This is a genomic window from Bradyrhizobium sp. USDA 4504, from assembly GCF_054063995.1.
In genome coordinates, this window is sequence record NZ_JBSSGV010000001.1 from 5,809,945 (window position 1) to 5,827,145 (window position 17,201).

The window sequence follows — 17,201 nt, forward strand, 5'->3', positions numbered from 1 at the left end:
CCCGAGCACGATTATCCTGTGAAGGCATCGAGACGTCATTGGACCAACTGCCAGCTGCCGTTGACGATCCGCGTCATCACGCGCGACCGCTCGTCGAGACCGAGGTGATCGGTGGCCGACATGTTGTAAACGCCATTCGGTCCGGCGACGTCCTTTGTGGCCGCGATCGCGTCTCGCAACGCGATCCGGAACGCTTCGGTCCCGGGCTGTGCCTTCTCTGCGGCTGCCGCGATCGCCTTATCGAGGATGAGCTGGGCATCCCAAAGGTAGGCTGCGAATGTCGAGCGGGCGCCTGCCCCAGGGATTGCCTCGTAACGACGCACGAAATCGAGCCCGGCCGCCTTGGCCGGATGACTATTGGGCAACTGCTCGGCGACAAGGACCGGCCCCGCCGGTACGAACGTCCCTTCCAGCGCCTTCCCGCCGACACGCAGGAAGTCGTTATTGGCCACACCATGTGTCTGGTAGATGACGCCCTTGTAACCACGCTCAGCGAGCGTGGTCTGCGGCAGCGCCGCCGGCGTGCCAGATGCCGCAATGAAGATCGCGTCTGGATTTTGCGACACGATCTTCAAGATCTGTCCGATCACGCTGCTGTCGGTTCGCTGGTAGCGCTCCGAGCCGACGACCTTGATCCCGGCCGCCTCGACCAGCGTGGTCATGACCTTGATCCAGCCTTCGCCATAGGCATCGTTGAAGCCGATCAAGGCCAGGGACTTGATGTTTCGGCGTTTCATGTGATCGAGCACGATCCAGGCCATCTGCGCATCGCTCTGCGGGGTCTTGAACACCCAGCGCCGCCGATCGACCGGCGGCTCGACGATCAGAGCCGATCCGGCCAGGCTGATCATCGGCGTCTTGGTGTCGGCAACAATGTCCAAGAGCGCCAGCGAGTTCGGTGTCAGGCTTGGGCCGACAATGGCGTCGACGCGGTCCTCCGTCGTCAACTTTCGTGCAGCCGTTACCGAGGTCGACGTATCTGAGGCATCATCCATCAGGATGTAGCGGACGTCCTGTCCGCCGAGCTTCTGCGGCAGAATGCTCACCGTCTGCTGCTGCGTCACCCCGACCGAAGCCGCGGGTCCGGTGGCGGACACAATGATTCCGATCCTGACCTCGGCCAGCGCTGGCGCGACCCATGATGCGACCGCGACAACTGCAATGATCAGCTTGTTCACTTCGATCTCCTCGAACGTTGTTTCCTCTTCCGACCAGGCCGAACTTCTTTTCTTGTCGTCCCGCCTTCCCCCGTCGCGCGGCCTCGTCGCGGGGGCGCCGAGATCGCATCACAAGCAGCGGGCTCGTGACCCAGATGCGGTGTCCGGCCCGCTCCGCTCTCGCTGACGGCTCCGCCTGCTCGTTGTTGTCCTTTATTTAGACCAAACGTTCGGTCTAAGAAAGAGAAAAATTTGCCGCGCCGGATTTTCCCGAGAACGCACGGCAACCAGGGATGAAGACATAGGAGGAACCCGGGATGCTCCACCCAGACATCGAAAGTCTCGACTATCCAGCCATCTGCCGCCTCCAGAAGGAGCGGCTGGCGAAGCTCGGCCAGCGCCTCAGCGAGCGGCCCGATTGGGTTGCCCATTTTGCCGCCGCCGGAATGAAGCTGTCGGACCTCGCAGCAGAGGACGGGCTCGCGCACGCGCCATTCCTCGACAAGTCTGCGCTGCACAGCCGCTATCCGTTTCCGTTCCTCGCCGCACTGATGCAATCGGTCAGGCGCTTCATGGCAACGTCCGGAACCACCGGCCTGCCGGTCTTGTTCGGCATGACGGAGCACGACTACGGCGAACTCCTGCCCTATCAGATGGCGAGAATCCTCACCGCAGCGGGGGTGCAGCGAGGTCAGCGCGCCTACCAGGGCTATGGTTATGGCCTTTGGATCGGGGGGCCTGCGCTCGACGTCGGCTTCGCAGCGCTCGACTGCGCGACCTTCCCGATCGGCCCCGGTCGCGGCGAGTTGGTCGTGAAGTGGCTGCGCGACCACAGCTACGACGTTGCCTCCATGTCGCCACTATGGCTGATGTCGCTCGTCACCATCGCCAGGCAGATGGGCATCGATCCCAAGACGGAATGGACGATCAGGCTGGCCATTCTCGGTGGTCAATCGGTGTCCGCCGAGTTTCGCAAGCAGTTGGAGGCGGAGATGCCGGACGGTTTCGTGAGCCAGAACATTTACGGGACCACCGAGGCCGGCGGACCGGTGCTCGCGATTTCCACGCCATACACTCATGACGATGACGAGCTGCAACTCGTCAACGAGGACACGATCATCACCGAAATCCTTGACCCGGTGACGCTGAAGCCCGTTTCTCCCGGCGAAGTCGGCGAGATCGTCATCACGACGCTGTGCCGCGAAGCCTCGCCGGTCGTCCGCTGGCGCACGCGCGACCTGGTGCGACTGTCGCCTTCGCCCTTCGACTGCCGCTCGGGACGCAGGGGCATGCGCAAGATCGGACGCATCATCGGCCGTAGCGACGACATGCTCAAGGTCAAGGGCGTCATCGTGTTTCCCTCTCAGATCGAGGACATCATCGCTGCGACGAAAGGAACGGTGAAAGAGGCCTGGCAGATCTACGTCGACAAGGAGCGCACCACGATCGGCACCATGTGCGTCGCGGTCGAGGCCGAACGCAGCTCGGATCGTCCCACTGAGCAGATCGTCTCGGATGTCAAGCGCGAGATGCGGGCACGTCTTGGCATGAGCGTCGAGGTCGAGTGTCTCCAGGAAGGGACGCTGCCGCGCTATGAGGCCAAGGCGACGCGGGTGCTTCATCGTGCCGAGCGCACCTGAAATGAAGGCCCGGTCCTTCAAATATATTCTGAATGTCGAAGACATGCGCCTGGAAGCACGTCGGCGGTTGCCACGGGCGATTTTCGACTTTGTCGACGGTGCCGCGGAGGATGAGGTCTCTCGCCGCCGCAACCGCGCCCAATTCGACGAATGGGGCTTCGTTCAGCGGGTGCTCAACGACGTCGGCGCGATCGACCTCTCCATCAGCCTTTTCGGCAGGCGCTATGCGGCCCCGTTCGGAATCGGGCCGACCGGCCTTGCCGGCCTCGCCTGGCCCAAAGCCGAGAGCCTGCTCGCCAGGGCGGCCGCGGCGGCTGGCATTCCTTTCTGCCTCAGCACCGTCTCGAGCGTGCGTCTCGAGGAGGTTGCTGAAACATCTGGCGCGGGCAACTGGTTCCAGCTCTATATCTTCCGCAACCGCGATCTGTCGCGGAGCCTCCTCGAACGTGCCCGTGCGGCCGGTTATGCGGTGCTCGTAATCACTGTTGACTGCGCCACAGGCGGCAACCGCGAGCGCGACCCGCGCAACGACTTCACACTGCCGCTGCGGCTCACGCGCCGAAATCTCGCAGATACCGCCTTGCATCCCGGATGGCTGATGCGCATGGCCAGGACTGGCGCACCAAAGCCTGCGAACATGGTCGAGGCCGTAGCCGGGTCCGCGACGAGCGCGCAAGGCCTCGTCGCCTTCATGAATGCGCAGCTCGATCCGTCGGTGACCTGGAGAGATGTGCAAGAGTTCATCGCGCTCTGGAACGGCCCGGTGATCGTCAAGGGCGTGCTCAGCGTCCGCGATGCGCCGCTGAACTCGGAGCGGCGGGCGTCGTCTTGTCAAACCACGGCGGGCGGCAGCTCGACGGCGCCGTGTCACCGCTCACCGTCCTCCCCGAGATTCGACACGCGGTTGGCAACAAGGTGACAATCCTATGCGACAGCGGCTTCCGGCGAGGCACCGATATCATCAAGGCACGTGCGCTCGGAGCGGACGCGGTTCTGATGGGACGCAATACACTTTACGGCGCAGGCGCCGCCGGTGCACCCGGCATTGCCCATGTGATTTCGATCCTGAGGACCGAGCTTGAACGTGCCATGACCTTGCTTGGCACCGCTCGCATTGTCGATATCTCGCGCGAGCATGTACGCTATGTTGGCCCAGTGCCGCACGAATCAGCCAGGAATTCGTGCCGCGCCCAGTCGACCACCGACATGGGGGTGATCGACACACCCCGACCGTAATTGAAAAGCCGATCCCTGGCCTCTATAGTTCGACCGTTCGAACGATTTTTCCAGGATAGCTTGTGACAAGACCTCGTTCCCCGGACTACGACAACATCCAGGCATCGATCATCAAGCAGGCCGCCTCGCTGTTTGCGAGCCGCGGCTACGCGGCGACCTCGATCGGTGACATTGCGGCCGCGTGCGACTGCTCGAAATCACGCCTCTACCACTACTTCGAATCGAAAGAGGCGATCCTTGTGTTCATGTTGACTGAGCATGTCGACAAGCTCCTGGCGGGTTGCGACGACATCCTTTCGGGGCGCGAGGAGGAGATTGCCCGCTTCCGCAAGCTGATCAGGTTCTTCCTGCAAGTCTATTCCGTCTCGCGCGACAAACATGTCGTGATGCTCACCTGCATGGAGTTCCTGCCCAACAACGTAAGACGGGACGTCGTCAAGAAGCAGCGCCAGTTGATTTCAGTCGTCACCGACATGCTGGCGAAGATCCGGCCCGACCGCGCCAAGGATGAGGGCAGCGCGCATGTCGACGCAATGCTGTTCTTCGGCATGATCAACTGGACGTACACTTGGTTCCGCCCCGACGGACGGATCGTGCCGACGGATCTCGCGGACCGCTGCGTCAGCATCTTCCTGGATGGTTACAAGCACTCGAAGGTGTTCTGATCGGCTGAGGGCCTGAGGAGGCGCGCTCACATGAGCAAGCTGCGCGGGTCGAACGGGCGGTCCGCAAGCATTGACGGATCGACGTTGAGGCCTTGCGCCAACAGCTTCTTCGCGGTCATGAAGGTGCGGGCGTCGTTGACGGAATCAACAGCGACAAGGCGGCCCTCCCGGTAATACCAGTTCGACACGCCACGATCCGTGTCTCGCGCGACGACCATGGTATAGCCGCGGTTCCAACCGGCGATCTGCAACTTGGCGTCATACTGGTCGGACCAGAACCAGGGCACTGGGGCATAAGGCGCGGCCGCGCCTAGCATGTCATCGGCGACCGCCTCCGCCTGATCGATCGCGTTTTGCACGCTCTCGAGACGGGTCAGTTCACCATGGAGGGGAAAGCGCGCGCAATCGCCCGCCGCCCACACATCCGCAGCCGAGGTACGACCATGCTCGTCCACCAGGATGCCGTCCTTGGTTTCGATCCCTGCGCGCTCGGCTAACTCCGTGTTGGGGAGCACACCGATGCCGACCAGCACCAGATCGGTTTCCAGGCGCTCGCCTGTGGTCAACTCCGCTTCGCACACGGCGCGATCACCTTGGACTCCGACAACCCCACATCCCTCGACGATGCGGACGCCGTGGGTTTTATGAAGCCGGCGAAAATATCCCGACGTCGCCGGGCAGACGGCACGCTCCAGGATCCGAGCGGCACTTTCGATCACGGTGACGCGAAGCCCCGCCTCCGCGGCGACCGCGGCTGTTTCCAACCCGACGAATCCACCACCGATCACCAGCAATTTGCTGCTGGTCCGGAAGTGGCGCCGCATGTGCTCGGCATCACGCAGCGACCGGAGCTCACAGACATTTCCGAAGTTCTGGAGCCATGATGGCAAGCGCCGCGGCGACGCGCCGGTGGTCAATGCGAGCTTCGTCCAGCCGATGGTCTCATCACCCCACGCAAGTGTCTTTCGCGCAAGGTCCAGCGACGACACCGGACGGCCGGCGCAGATGTCGACCCGATTGTTGTCCCAATAGGAGGCCGGGCGGAGCAGCAGCCGCTCCTTCTCCCACTCGCCGCTGAGATACTTTTTCGATAGGGGCGGGCGCTGATAGGGAGCCCAGGGCTCCTCGCCATAAATCGTAATCCTGCCGCGAAACCCCTGCGTGCGAAGCCGGATGGCCAGGGCCGCGCCGGCTTGCCCTGCGCCCACCACCGCGACATGCTCCTCCATCGTCCACGCCCGTATTTATTGACCGAACGTTCAGACTATGTATTAATTCAATGCGTTTTGCAAGCCGATGGGTCGCATGGACAACACGCAGGATGATCTGGGCGTAGTGCGACGTCGTATCGCCGCCGCCATTGAATCGTGGAGCCGGGCGAGCTCGCTGGCCGAAATCCGAAAAAGCTTCGAGGCGCTCTTTGCTGACGGCCACGACACCCGGATTGAGACGTTTAAGATCGGACCGATGACGGCCGCATGGATCGCACCGCGCGAAAGCTCAATGCACCGTGTCGTGCTGTTCTGCCATGGCGGCGGCTTCCAGGTGGGATCGATCCGCTCCCACTTTAGCCTGATGTTGCGTATTGCGCGCGCGAGCGCCGCGCGCGTCCTGGGCTTCAATTACCGTCTCGCACCGGAGCACAGATGTCCGGCGGCGGCCGACGACGCTCTCACGGCCTATCTTTGGCTGCTCAACCAGGGCATGCCGTCGTCACGCATCGTCGTGGCTGGCGATTCCGCCGGCGCCGCGCTCGCCATGGCCGTCGCGCTCGGCGCCCGTGATTGCGGCCTGCCGCTTCCGTCTGGTCTCGCCCTAATCTCGCCATGGCTTGATCTCTCGATGCGCGGCAACAGCTACGCGAGCCGTGCTGCGCTCGACATCTTTTCGAAGCCGGCGCAACTCTCCGCCATGGCCCGCACCTATCTCGGCCGCAACGGCAACGCATCGGACCCGTCGGCCTCGCCCATCGAGGCCGATCTTGCTGGCCTGCCTCCGATCCTGGTCCATGCCAGCGACTACGACATCACGCTCGACGATGCCTTTCTGCTGGCGGCACGGGCACGGCAGAGCGGCGTCGACGTGCAGGTTCGCGTGTGGGACGGCATGTTCCATCACTTCCAGATGTTCGCCGAGCTGCCACAGAGCCGCGAATCGCTGGCTGAACTTGGCCATTTCATCGCCGAACGCACCGGCGGCGGGGGCTGACGCTCAGCCGGCGACGGCGGCTCGCTCGCGACACTTGGCCCGCCAGGAGGCGCCACACCCCATGCCGCCCGAGACGCCCAGCACCTCTCCGGTCACGAACGACGCCGATGGCGAGGCAAAGAAGGACACCGCCGCCGCCACCTCCTCCGGCTCGCCGAGGCGCTTCACCAGGGTCAGGCCTTCCATGTCGCTTCGCAGCTTATCGCCGAACTGCGCGATCGCCTTCTCGACCAATGGGGTACGGATCGGCCCCGGCAGCACCGCGTTCACTGTGATGCCGTATCTCGCATTCTCCCTTGCGATCGATCGGGTAAAACCGATCACGCCAGCCTTGGCGGCCGCATACACCGCGCCCCCCTTTGACCCAAGGCGCCCTGCTTCCGATGCGACGTTGACGACGCGGCCATATCCTGTCCGCTGCATCGCAGGCAGTACGCCAAGCGTGAATGCGAACGTCGTCTCCAGATTGACCGCGAGCAGGCCACGCCAACTCTTGGTCTCCATCCGGGTGAAAAAGGCGTGCTGATCGACGCCAACATTGTTGACCAGCACCTCGAACGGGCCGCTGCTCGCGACGAAGCCCGCAACGGCGATGCTATCCGTCGCGTCGATAACCTCGAAAGCAGCACCGATTTCGGCGGCAAGCGCCTCAGCGTTTTCCGCATCAAGATCGCACAACGTCACCTCGAAGCCGTCGGCGGCGAGGCGACGGCAGATGGCGGCGCCGATTCCGTTCGCACCGCCGGTCACCAGCGCCCGCTGCAACGTTCCCGGCGCCATCTTCGGTCAGTCTCCGGTGAAGACAGGCGCCCGCTTCTCGAGCACGGCCGCCAGCCCCTCGCGCGCATCCGCGGTCGCGGACAGCTCCGCTACCGTGCGCGCTTCCTCAGGCAGGCAGGACTCGACGCTGAGTCCAATCCCGCTCCAGAGCAAGCGCTTCGCAGCCGCCGTCGCCCTGGGCGCGTTACTGGCAAGTTTCAGCGCGAGGTGCCGCGCGTCCCTTACGAGGTCCTCGTCTGGAACGACGCTGTTGATCAGGCCGATCGCAAGCGCCTCCTCTGCCCCAACCACGCGGTTGGTCAGGACGATCTCCGCGGCGCGGCGAAAGCCGACGAGGCGCGGTAGAATGACCGACGCGCCACCATCGGGCGCCATTCCAACCCGGGTGGCGCCTGCCATGAACCTGGCCGACTTCGTCGCCACCACGATATCTGACGCGCAGATGAGGCCGAGGCCGCCGCCACCAGCCGCATAGCCTTGAACTTCGCTGACGACCACGGCGTTCAGGCGGATCAGCGCGCCCACGGCTATCTGCAGATAGGCCGTCACCGTGCGAAGGAAGTCGCCCAGCGCCTCCCCCTTGGACGCGAATTCACGGACATCGCCACCGGAGCAGAAGTTCGGCCCGGCGCCGCGCAGATGCACGACGCGCACGCGCGGATCACCATGGCAGCGCATCACGGCCTCATGAATCGCGCGCATCATGGCGATGTTCATTCCGTTCGACGACTCCGGCCGGTTCAACGTCAGGGTCGCGATATGATCCGCGTAGTCCAGAAGGACCGTCCCGTCCGCGATCCAGCTTTCGTGATCCAAAGCTCTGTTAGGCTGAGATGTCATGTTTACCTCCCCTTGCTGGTCACGGCGCTCAGATGAGGAAGGACAGGGTGAAGATCGGCTTGTGATTGTTCACGAGGCCGACCTTCTTGCGGACCAGCTTGAAGCCGCCGTCGACGATCCGTAGGCGGTATTCGTTGCGTGCCGCCCAAAGGGTTTCGCCGCGCAGATTGTCTTCGAAAATGAAGGCGTTCGCCCGCACATTGATCTCGTCGTCAACCTGGTCGACGAGTTCCACATTCGAGATGATCCGGGCAAGCTCCGATCTCGGCGTCTGGGTGTGGCGCCGTCCCGTCTTCAACTGATCGATGCGCACGCCGATGCGCGAGCGGTTATCGTAGATGATCGACATCTGCCGCTCCGGATCGGTGTCGGATCCGTTGGCCGGCACCCAGTATGTCGCATCGTCAGCCCATAGCGCTTCCCACTCGTCATAGGCATGGGTGTCCTGAAGACGGGCTTCGAGGAACAGGAACTGCTCGACGCGCCGCAGGAGGTCGGCTCGCTCCGCTTCCGGGCGCAATGTCGTCTGGGATGCAAATCGCTCCATTTCAGCCTCGCGAGGTCATCAGTTCGGCGTAGTGACGCCAGATTCCACGCTGCGGCACCTCGTCGGTCGAATGGCCGACCAGATAGCCGTTGTTGTCCCGATGCTCGCGGTGAAGCCCGCGTGTCAGCGTGACCCATTCCGGGTCATTGATCACCGCGCCGCGGTGGTTGCGCTCGTACATCTCGGTGTCGTCGGCCAGCAACAATCCAGCCGGGCCGACCGATCCCATGGTCTGCTGGCGCAGTCGCCGGTTGAGCTCGGGTGCTCCCTTGAACTGCAGTGCCGTGACGTGCTGGATCGTCTCGTCGACGGCGATCGGCTGGAGCACGAACAGCTGGATCTCGGCGATGAAGAGGTTGGGAAAGATCATCAGGTGCGGCGTCCCGTCGATCATGATCTTGCGCGCCCGTTCGGCGCCGTACGCCTGCTCCATCGCATGCACATAGTCGGGAAAGCGCGCCTCATTGGTGCCGAACCATTCGAGAGGCTTGCCGATCCGGCGCCACTCCGGCCGCAGGTCGAATTCGGTATGACCGTTGCCGAAATCACGCGTCAATGCGGTGGATTGCGGGCCGTAGAGCTTGCCGATGCCGCTGTCGGTCACCTGAAATACCGACCCGTGAACGAAAGCCGGATGGTAGCCATCCGTTTCGTTTTCAAGCATGAACTTCCAGTTCGCCTTGGTGCGATGCTGAAGGAAGCCCGCCGTCAACTCGAGCTCACCCTCGGGCGAGTTCTCGAGCAGCTGATCAATCGAGGCCTTCGCTCCGCCAAGATGTTTTTCGAGCGACGGCCCCTCGCTTGCGAAAGATCCGAACACGAAACCCCTGTAGATGCCAACACGGGGCACTTTGCCTAGCGAGAACTTGCTCTTGTCGGCATTCTCATAACCGTCGGCATAAGCGTAACCGATGAGATCGCCAGTGTTGGAGAATGTCCAGGAATGATAGGGGCATGTGAACGTGCCGCGGTTGCCCTCCCGATAAGCACAGAGCTGGTTTCCGCGATGCGGACACTTGTTCAGGAGCAGGCTGATCTTGCCATCACGATCATGGACCATCAGCACCGGCGTCGGACCGATGGATTTGGTCACATAGTCGTTCTTGTTCGGGACTTCGCTCGCGTGGCCGACATATACCCAGGACTTGTGCCAGATCCGCTCCAGCTCCTGCTCGAAGATCCGGGGGTCATGGTACACCACGCTGCGGACCCGGGTCGGCTCAATCAACGTTCGGTAGTCCGGATCACGTGGCTGATCAGTCATGCATTCTACCTTGAGGATGTCAGAATCTTACTTAGAACGATCGTTCGGACTATTAATAACATCGAACAAGGTGCGGCTGTCAAGCGCCAAGATCTGCCGCCGATCGACAAGTCCGTCATGGATGAGATAGCCGTTCCAGATCGGGTGGCAGCAATCCAAAATGTCCCGCGGTTGCTGGCGGAGCGGTGCGGCTCCAGCCCTGATCAGATTCTCAACTTGCGAACGCGGACAGCCCCGTTCTATGCGGCAGCTCTAGCGAGAAACGATATGGCCGATCCGGAATTCGTCACATTTATCATTCGCATTCAGGACGAGTTTCTAAGCGCGCTGCGACGACGCGATCCCGTCGCTGCGGCGGAAACTCGCAAAGTGGATCTCTATACGTTCCAACGCTATATCTACCGACTGCTGTCGCTCACCGAATAGCAGCAATAACCTACGATTCGCTCACGGCGTTTGCAGCTCATGCATCTGATGGCGCAGCATGTTCTTGACGGGGTCGCGCGCAGAACAAGACTCACTGCACCAGATTTCATCTTCCGAGAGTGTGTCCGTTTTATTCCCTATCATATCCAATTCCACGATCGGCGCATAAGCGCCCTGCTTTCTCTCACCAGTGCGCAGCATCTTGTCGGGATGAAGCGCGCAAGGACGATAGAAATTCATAGTCGTGGACCAAGGTTCGCAGCCTCCGCGCAAATCGATCCTGCTCTAATCAAGTTTGCTGAAGCCCTTGCAATTGCCGACGCAAGACGCGATCATCTCTTCGAGAGCGAGCGTCTGATGAAGAATCATCTCGATGCCGCTGGCGACAAGCGCATCAGCAGTGGTATTCGAGATGAAACCCGCAGCGATCTATGCTCGGTTCTCGACCGAGCTTCAAAACGAAAAATCGACTGACGATCAGATTGCCCTGTGTCGTGCTTATGCGGCTCGTCATCAACTCGATGTCGTTGCGACTTTTGAAGACAAGGCACGTTCTGGAGCCTCGGTATTCGGCCGCGACGGCTTGATGCAGCTTATGGACGCTGCGCGTCAGCATCGTTTCAAAGTTGTGATCGTAGAGGCATTGGACCGACTCTCACGCGACATGGAAGATCTGGCCGGCATCCACAAAAGGTTGTCTTTCCAGGGGATCGAGATCCAGGCCGTCCACGATGGCACTGCCGACTCAATCTTGATTGGGATCCGCGGCCTCGTCGGACAGATGCAGCGCGAGGACGGCGCGAAGAAGGTCCGCCGCGGCATGGCCGGCGTGATACGCGATGGCCGACATGCGGGAGGGCGTGCCTACGGATATCGAACGGTACCCGGCAAACCCGGCGAGCTCGAAATCGTCGAAGGTGAAGCTACGATCGTTCGGCGGATTTTTACAGCATACGCAGCGGGACGGGCACCCCGAGAGATCGCGCAGGATCTCAATCGGGAAAATATCCATCCACCGCGAGGTCGGCGATGGAATGCGTCGACGATCAACGGCAATGCCAAGCGCGGGACGGGGCTCATCTTCAATGAGCTCTATGCTGGCCGTATTGTCTGGAACAAGGTCCGGATGGTGAAGGATCCCGATACTGGAAAACGATTGTCTCGCCCAAACCCTCGCGAGGAGTGGCAGAGTATTGATGTGCCCCAACTGCGGATTGTCGAACAATCCGTTTGGGAGCAGGCGCACGCTTTGAAAACTGAGAAGGGTCATTTGGCCAGCCACATGAAGCGACGGGCGCCGCATCTCTTGTCTGGTCTTCTTCGGTGCGGTTGTTGCGGATCTGGCATGTCAGTTCACGACCGCGACAAGACCGGAAAGACCAGGATTCGTTGCTCAGCTGTGCGCGAGAGTGGCAGTTGTTCGAATCGCAGGATCATCTACCTGCGCGATGTCGAAAGACTTGTGCTCAGCGGGATGGTCGAGGAGTTGAAGGACCCACGGCTGATCGAGACTTATGTCCGCAACTACAACAGTGAGCGAGAGCGGCTTGCGGGGAACGCGTCTGCGGAGCGCCTGCGGCTAGAGGCCAAACGTGATCGGATCGAAGGCGAGCGTCAGCGCAACATTGATCTCGTAATCAAGTACGTGATTTCCGAGGAAGATGCCAAGCAACGGATCGCCGAGCTGAAGCAAGAGCGGTTGCGCGTCGAGGCGGAACTGGCTGCCCTCGAGGAGGCCCCTACCCCCATCTCACTGCATCCGGCAACGCTGGACCGCTACATCGAAACCGTCAATGCGCTCGCCGACACGATAGCAAGCCACGCAAGCGCGGAGGACGACCGCGGCCCGTTGGTCTCCGACTTCAGGGCGCTTGTGCACAGCGTCATTGTCCACCCGAAAGGCCCTTGGGAAGGCTTCGAGATCGAGGTCAAGGGAAAGCTGGCGGCATTGGTCGGCGGACGGGTCTTTCCGGAGGCCCACCACAATAGTGGGGGATACATGGTAGCGGGGGAGGGACTCGAACCCCCGACCCCAGGATTATGATTCCCGTGCTCTAACCAGCTGAGCTACCCCGCCATGGGCTCGCCATCGGCGGCTGGTGAGCCGCGGGTGCGAACGCGCGGCATATAAAGAGTGGCATGCGCGCCTGTCAAGCAAACCCGGACGGGGCAGCAACTTATTGCAGGCAGAGGCTATTTCGGCCTCACCGATGGGTCGCCACCGGGGCTGCCGGGCGGCGGAATCACCGGCGTGTTGCCGCCTTGCGGGGTCGGCGCACGCATTTCGGGATCGACCCCGGCCGGCGGGCACAACACCCCGTCGGATTTGGCGAGCTTGTCGCCCAGCGGCTGGCTGCTCTGCCCGGTGGTGGTTCCCTCGGGAGCCGGCGCGCCGGGATGCGACGGCTGCTGCTGCGGCGCGCAATTCGCGGCGGCGCGCTGCGGCGCCGGCGGCGCGGTCTGTGCCGGCGGCGTGGCTGATGTCGGCGGCGCCTGCGCCGCGGCAACAGCGGGTGCCAGCATCAGCACACAGGATAAAGCGAGTGTTCGACTGATCCTCATGACGAGAAAACCGTGACGACGCGTCGATGTTCCCTCGCAAAATCGCCGCAACCTCACGATTTGCGGAAGCGGATCAGCGAGAAATGCCCCATCGGCGGCATCGGCCGGCGCTCCGCAAGGCTGACCCCGCCATGCTTCGCCGCCCAATTGGTCAGCCGTTCCCACGGAAACTCCGGACGCCAGCCGAGCCGCCGTGCCAGCGGCGCGAAGGCAAGCTCGAAGACGCGGCGGGGGCCGCTCTCGGCGCCGATGTGATTGACCAGGATCAGCTCGCCGCCGGGCTTCAGCACGCGGATGAAATCGTCGAGCGTCGCCTCGGGATCCGGCACCGCGGTGATGACATATTGCGCGACCACCGCGTCGAAGAACGCATCCGGAAATGCGAGATTCTTGGCGTCCATCACCGCCAGCGCCTCGACATTGGTCAGGCCCTGCGTGCGCACGCGCTTGAGCGCCCGCCGCAGCATCGGCTCGGAAATATCGACGCCGCATAGTTTTGTGGTGCGCTTGTATTCCGACAGCGAGAGCCCGGTGCCGACGCCGACATCGAGCACGCGGCCGCCGATCCGGTCGGCTTCCGCGATCGTCGACTGACGGCCCTGATCGAACACCTTGCCGAACACCAGATCGTAGATCGGTGCCCAGCGGCCATACGCCTTTTCGACCCCTTCGCGGTCGATGTCCCCAGCCATTCCCCTGCCCCGACGTTTCTTCTGTCTATCCGCGAACCGCTTCCGCAAGCGGCGCCAACGCGTCCTGCGTCGCGGCCCGTATTGCGCGGCTTGCGCTTGCACTCCTGATGAAGCCGCCGCCGAGCACACGCGCCTGCCCGGAGGCGGCGTCGTAGAACACGCAGGCCTGGCCGGGCGACACGCCCTCCTCGCCGGCGACGAGCTCGACCTCATAGCCGCCATCGACGGCGCGCAACCACGCCGGCTGCGGCGCGCGCGTCGAACGCACGCGGACATAGATCTCGATGCCCTCGCCGATCACCCGATCCAGCGCGCCGTCGCCGATCCAGTTGACGTCGCGCAGCGCGATGCGATCCATCCGCAGTGCCTCGCGCGGCCCGACCACGACACGGCGCGTCGCCGCATCGAGCTTGACCACATAGAGCGGGCTGCCGGAGGCAATGCCGAGCCCCTTGCGCTGGCCGACGGTGAAATGAACGATGCCCTGGTGCTGGCCGATCACATGACCGTCGAGATCGACGATGTCGCCCGGCGCGATCGCATTCGGCTTCAGCCGTCCGATGATGTCGGTGTAGCGGCCGGTCGGCACAAAGCAGATGTCCTGGCTGTCCTGCTTGTCGGCGACCTCGAGATCGAAGCGCCGCGCCAACTCGCGGGTCTGCGGCTTGGTCATGTCACCGAGCGGGAAGCGCAGGAAGTCGAGCTGCTCGCGCGTGGTCGCGAACAGGAAATAGCTCTGGTCGCGATCGGCATCCGCGGCACAGACCAGCGAGCGCGATCCGTCGGCAAGCCGCCGCGAGGCGACATAGTGGCCGGTAGCGAGCGCCTGCGCCCCGAGCTCGCGCGCGGTCGCGAGCAGGTCGCGAAACTTGACCGAACGGTTGCACTCGATGCACGGCACCGGCGTCTCGCCGAGCGCGTAGCTGTCGGCGAAATTGTCGATCACCGATTGCTTGAAGCGGCTTTCGTAGTCGAGCACGTAATGCGGGATGCCGATCCGCTCGGCGACATTGCGCGCGTCATGGATGTCGCGGCCGGCGCAGCAGGCGCCCTTGCGATGGGTCGCGGCGCCATGGTCGTAGAGCTGCAGCGTGATCCCGACCACGTCGTAACCCTGCGACTTCAACAGCGCAGCCGTCACCGACGAGTCGACGCCGCCGGACATGGCAACGACGATCCGTGTGTCTTCAGGGCGGCCTTCGAGATCCAGACTGTTGAGCATCTTTAAGCGGTCATTGGTCACTGTCGCGGCGAGCTTAGACGCTCCGCGACGATATTGAAAAAAGCCTTTTGTCCAGAGAGCCTTAGAACACATCCAAGGCCGCTTCGGTCGGTTCGGACGCGTTGGAGGCCACCTTTAATATAGGCCGTATTCCGGTGAGGCAATCCGCGGAAGCCGTGCGGTGCCGCGCGCGGACGGCAAATCTTGCCGCCGGGCAAAAAGGAGACCTGTCGGGACCCCGCTTCAGCCGACCAAGACGGTCCGTAACCAACTGAAATAACTAACTATTTATTGCCGCCCCCTTGTTGGCCCACTCCTTGCTGACAAAACGCCGGAAGTCTCATTTGCGAGGGTTGGCAGTGGTCAGCGTCACGTCGGAAGCATTGGCAGGCCGGTCTTTTCAGGGCGCGACGCAGCGGTCGGCGCGGCCCGATCCCGCTTCGCAGGCGGGGAACGACGGCTTTGCCGCGCTGGTCGACAGCAACACTGCGTCCACCAACGACAGCAGCCGCTATGACTCCCAGCCGGCGCCCTCGCGGCGGTCCGACGATCCGCCCTCGACGACCGACGCACGCCGCCGCGACACCCGCACGGGCCCCGACCGGACGTCGCGGGATTCCGGCAGTTCTCGGGACGACAACAAGGTCGACAGCGACAGCGACGCGCCGTCCAAGACCAAGTCGAAATCGAAATCGGACGACTCGACATCGAGCTCCGATGCGAAATCGACCAGTGACAAGCCGGACGCGACGCAGGCTACTGCGCAGCAGGATCCCGGTGCGGCAACCGTGAATGCCGTGATTGCTCCTGTTGCCGCGACACCGGCGACCGCCCCGACACCGGCGGCCACCGCGCCGTCCGACCAGCCGGCCGCACCACTCGCGATCGCGGCGGCGGCCATCGCGGCAAGCTCGGCCATCGCCGGCACCGGTGCGGCGGCCGGCAGCGGCGCGCCTGCCGGCGCCGACACCGCAGCGGCGGCGGCCACCACAGCGAACGCCGACAAGGTCGCGAAGGCAGCCGGCGTCAAAACCGACGCGCAGATCATCACCACCGCCGATGCGACGACGGTTCCGGGCGCCGCGACGGCGACCGGCGATGCGGCACTCGCCGCCACGCTTGCCGCCGGAACGCCCGCCGCGAAGACGACGACGCAGGCCAAGGCGCAGGTCGCCACGACGGACGCGGCCGCGACGGCGCCTGCCGATCAGGACGGCGCAGCCCAGGGCAACGCCAACACCGCGCAGGCCGCTCCGACCAACATCGTCCCCGCGGTCGCGCAATCGGCCGCCGCCGCCGGCAAGGCGAAGGCCGCCGCGGACGGTGCAGCCGATGCCATCAAGTCCGATGCGAAGGGCGACGGCAACGCCGCGCCGACGGTCGGCGGCCAGGCGGCTGTGCAATCCCCGCTCGCGACGCCCGATTCCAGCGCTCAGGCGCCCAATACGTTCCAGACCCAATTGGCGACCACCCAGACGACGCCGTCTGCGACCGCACAATTGACCGTGACCAACGCCGCGCAGAGCGCCGCCGTGCCGCTCAGCGGGCTTGCGATGCAGATCGCCGCCTCCGCCAAGAGCGGCAAGAGTCGCTTCGAGATCCGGCTCGACCCCGCCGAGCTCGGCCGCATCGATGTCCGCATCGATGTCGATCGCAACGGCCAGGTCACCTCGCATCTCACCGTCGAACGCCCTGAAACGCTGTCGATGCTGCGCCAGGACGCCAACCAGCTGCAGCGCGCGCTCGACAATGCCGGCCTCTCGACCGGCAATGGCGGATTGCAGTTCAGCCTGCGCGACCAGTCGCAGTCGGGCCAGAACAACAATGGCCAGTCCAATCCGAACGCCCATCGTTTGATCGTCACCGAGGAGGACAGCGTTCCCGCCGCAGCGGCGGGCCGCTCCTACGGCCGTGCAACCGGCGCCCTCGGCGGCGTCGATATCAGAGTGTAAGGAGTTCACC

General features: G+C 63.4%; 16 protein-coding genes, 1 tRNA gene and 1 pseudogene. 8 read left to right on the plus strand and 10 right to left on the minus strand.

Annotated elements, in window-relative coordinates; all coding sequences use genetic code 11:
- Positions 1-35: 35 nt before the first annotated feature.
- Positions 36-1,178, minus strand: coding sequence for an ABC transporter substrate-binding protein (locus tag ACVMB1_RS27340; protein ID WP_456849383.1), 1,143 nt, complete (start codon positions 1,176-1,178; stop codon positions 36-38).
- Between the two features lie 296 nt (positions 1,179-1,474).
- Here ACVMB1_RS27340 and ACVMB1_RS27345 point away from each other — a divergent pair, with 296 nt between their 5' ends.
- The 3 genes and pseudogenes from ACVMB1_RS27345 (at position 1,475) to ACVMB1_RS27355 (ending at position 4,698) form a co-directional block, all read left to right on the plus strand.
- Entirely contained in the window at positions 1,475-2,797 is a 1,323-nt protein-coding gene (locus tag ACVMB1_RS27345; protein WP_456849385.1) for a phenylacetate--CoA ligase family protein, read from the plus strand.
- A gap of 43 nt (positions 2,798-2,840) precedes the next feature.
- Positions 2,841-4,033, plus strand: a pseudogene (locus ACVMB1_RS27350) (alpha-hydroxy acid oxidase).
- 62 nt (positions 4,034-4,095) lie between these two features.
- Positions 4,096-4,698 (plus strand): TetR/AcrR family transcriptional regulator, encoded by a 603-nt coding sequence (locus ACVMB1_RS27355; RefSeq protein ID WP_253638684.1) that lies wholly within the window; start codon positions 4,096-4,098, stop codon positions 4,696-4,698.
- A gap of 26 nt (positions 4,699-4,724) precedes the next feature.
- On the opposite strand, the gene ACVMB1_RS27360 is transcribed toward ACVMB1_RS27355, so the two are convergent.
- Positions 4,725-5,927 carry an NAD(P)/FAD-dependent oxidoreductase gene (locus ACVMB1_RS27360; RefSeq protein ID WP_253638683.1) on the minus strand — a complete coding sequence of 401 codons (1,203 nt, stop codon included), beginning with the start codon at positions 5,925-5,927 and terminating at the stop codon, positions 4,725-4,727.
- A 76-nt stretch (positions 5,928-6,003) separates the two neighbouring features.
- Here ACVMB1_RS27360 and ACVMB1_RS27365 point away from each other — a divergent pair, with 76 nt between their 5' ends.
- The gene (locus ACVMB1_RS27365; protein ID WP_310885549.1) at positions 6,004-6,906 is read left to right on the plus strand and encodes an alpha/beta hydrolase; all 903 of its coding nucleotides are present in this window, start codon (positions 6,004-6,006) and stop codon (positions 6,904-6,906) included.
- Between the two features lie 3 nt (positions 6,907-6,909).
- Here ACVMB1_RS27365 and ACVMB1_RS27370 read toward each other — a convergent pair whose 3' ends face one another.
- The 4 genes from ACVMB1_RS27370 to ACVMB1_RS27385 are packed head-to-tail and all read right to left on the minus strand — an operon-like array spanning position 6,910 to position 10,337.
- Entirely contained in the window at positions 6,910-7,686 is a 777-nt protein-coding gene (locus tag ACVMB1_RS27370) for an SDR family oxidoreductase (RefSeq protein ID WP_253638681.1), read from the minus strand.
- A 6-nt stretch (positions 7,687-7,692) separates the two neighbouring features.
- Positions 7,693-8,526: an enoyl-CoA hydratase/isomerase family protein gene (locus ACVMB1_RS27375; RefSeq protein WP_456814914.1), complete on the minus strand. Its 834-nt coding sequence runs from the start codon at positions 8,524-8,526 to the stop codon at positions 7,693-7,695.
- Between the two features lie 28 nt (positions 8,527-8,554).
- On the minus strand, positions 8,555-9,073 hold the full coding sequence (locus ACVMB1_RS27380) for an aromatic-ring-hydroxylating dioxygenase subunit beta (RefSeq protein ID WP_141340679.1): 519 nt from the start codon (positions 9,071-9,073) through the stop codon (positions 8,555-8,557).
- Between the two features lies 1 nt (position 9,074).
- Positions 9,075-10,337, minus strand: a complete 1,263-nt coding sequence (locus ACVMB1_RS27385; protein WP_092089160.1) for an aromatic ring-hydroxylating oxygenase subunit alpha — start codon at positions 10,335-10,337, stop codon at positions 9,075-9,077.
- 117 nt (positions 10,338-10,454) lie between these two features.
- Here ACVMB1_RS27385 and ACVMB1_RS27390 point away from each other — a divergent pair, with 117 nt between their 5' ends.
- Genes ACVMB1_RS27390 through ACVMB1_RS27400 form a run of 3 tightly spaced genes read left to right on the plus strand, consistent with a single transcriptional unit; the run spans position 10,455 to position 12,807 of the window.
- Positions 10,455-10,763, plus strand: coding sequence for a hypothetical protein (locus ACVMB1_RS27390; RefSeq protein ID WP_253638679.1), 309 nt, complete (start codon positions 10,455-10,457; stop codon positions 10,761-10,763).
- Between the two features lie 39 nt (positions 10,764-10,802).
- The gene (locus ACVMB1_RS27395) at positions 10,803-11,237 is read left to right on the plus strand and encodes a hypothetical protein (protein WP_143029744.1); all 435 of its coding nucleotides are present in this window, start codon (positions 10,803-10,805) and stop codon (positions 11,235-11,237) included.
- On the plus strand, positions 11,176-12,807 hold the full coding sequence (locus ACVMB1_RS27400; protein ID WP_253640962.1) for a recombinase family protein: 1,632 nt from the start codon (positions 11,176-11,178) through the stop codon (positions 12,805-12,807). The genes ACVMB1_RS27395 and ACVMB1_RS27400 overlap by 62 nt, the downstream gene beginning before the upstream one ends.
- On the opposite strand, the gene ACVMB1_RS27405 is transcribed toward ACVMB1_RS27400, so the two are convergent.
- The 4 genes from ACVMB1_RS27405 to mnmA all read right to left on the minus strand — a co-directional run bounded on the left by ACVMB1_RS27405 (position 12,764) and on the right by mnmA (position 15,239).
- Positions 12,764-12,840, minus strand: a tRNA-Met gene (locus ACVMB1_RS27405). The genes ACVMB1_RS27400 and ACVMB1_RS27405 overlap by 44 nt on opposite strands.
- Before the next feature lie 116 nt (positions 12,841-12,956).
- Positions 12,957-13,325: a hypothetical protein gene (locus ACVMB1_RS27410; protein WP_076830031.1), complete on the minus strand. Its 369-nt coding sequence runs from the start codon at positions 13,323-13,325 to the stop codon at positions 12,957-12,959.
- Positions 13,326-13,378: 53 nt separating this feature from the next.
- Entirely contained in the window at positions 13,379-14,146 is a 768-nt protein-coding gene (locus ACVMB1_RS27415; RefSeq protein ID WP_456814915.1) for a class I SAM-dependent methyltransferase, read from the minus strand.
- Positions 14,043-15,239, minus strand: a complete 1,197-nt coding sequence (mnmA, locus tag ACVMB1_RS27420) for a tRNA 2-thiouridine(34) synthase MnmA (RefSeq protein ID WP_076830025.1) — start codon at positions 15,237-15,239, stop codon at positions 14,043-14,045. Before mnmA ends, ACVMB1_RS27415 begins: the two co-directional genes overlap by 104 nt.
- A gap of 359 nt (positions 15,240-15,598) precedes the next feature.
- On the opposite strand from mnmA, the gene ACVMB1_RS27425 reads away from it, so the two are divergent.
- Positions 15,599-17,191 (plus strand): flagellar hook-length control protein FliK, encoded by a 1,593-nt coding sequence (locus tag ACVMB1_RS27425; RefSeq protein WP_076830022.1) that lies wholly within the window; start codon positions 15,599-15,601, stop codon positions 17,189-17,191.
- Positions 17,192-17,201 lie beyond the last annotated feature (10 nt).

What these genes read in the sequence shown, in the direction of transcription:
- ACVMB1_RS27345 (WP_456849385.1), top strand. Translation starts at nt 1,475, where the DNA reads ATGCTCCACCCAGACATCGAAAGTCTCGACTATCCAGCCATCTGCCGC.
- ACVMB1_RS27360 (WP_253638683.1), bottom strand. Translation starts at nt 5,927, where the DNA reads ATGGAGGAGCATGTCGCGGTGGTGGGCGCAGGGCAAGCCGGCGCGGCC.
- ACVMB1_RS27365 (WP_310885549.1), top strand. Translation starts at nt 6,004, where the DNA reads ATGGACAACACGCAGGATGATCTGGGCGTAGTGCGACGTCGTATCGCC.
- ACVMB1_RS27370 (WP_253638681.1), bottom strand. Translation starts at nt 7,686, where the DNA reads ATGGCGCCGGGAACGTTGCAGCGGGCGCTGGTGACCGGCGGTGCGAAC.
- ACVMB1_RS27375 (WP_456814914.1), bottom strand. Translation starts at nt 8,526, where the DNA reads ATGACATCTCAGCCTAACAGAGCTTTGGATCACGAAAGCTGGATCGCG.
- ACVMB1_RS27380 (WP_141340679.1), bottom strand. Translation starts at nt 9,073, where the DNA reads ATGGAGCGATTTGCATCCCAGACGACATTGCGCCCGGAAGCGGAGCGA.
- ACVMB1_RS27385 (WP_092089160.1), bottom strand. Translation starts at nt 10,337, where the DNA reads ATGACTGATCAGCCACGTGATCCGGACTACCGAACGTTGATTGAGCCG.
- ACVMB1_RS27390 (WP_253638679.1), top strand. Translation starts at nt 10,455, where the DNA reads ATGGATGAGATAGCCGTTCCAGATCGGGTGGCAGCAATCCAAAATGTC.
- ACVMB1_RS27395 (WP_143029744.1), top strand. Translation starts at nt 10,803, where the DNA reads ATGCATCTGATGGCGCAGCATGTTCTTGACGGGGTCGCGCGCAGAACA.
- ACVMB1_RS27400 (WP_253640962.1), top strand. Translation starts at nt 11,176, where the DNA reads ATGAAACCCGCAGCGATCTATGCTCGGTTCTCGACCGAGCTTCAAAAC.
- ACVMB1_RS27410 (WP_076830031.1), bottom strand. Translation starts at nt 13,325, where the DNA reads ATGAGGATCAGTCGAACACTCGCTTTATCCTGTGTGCTGATGCTGGCA.
- mnmA (WP_076830025.1), bottom strand. Translation starts at nt 15,239, where the DNA reads ATGCTCAACAGTCTGGATCTCGAAGGCCGCCCTGAAGACACACGGATC.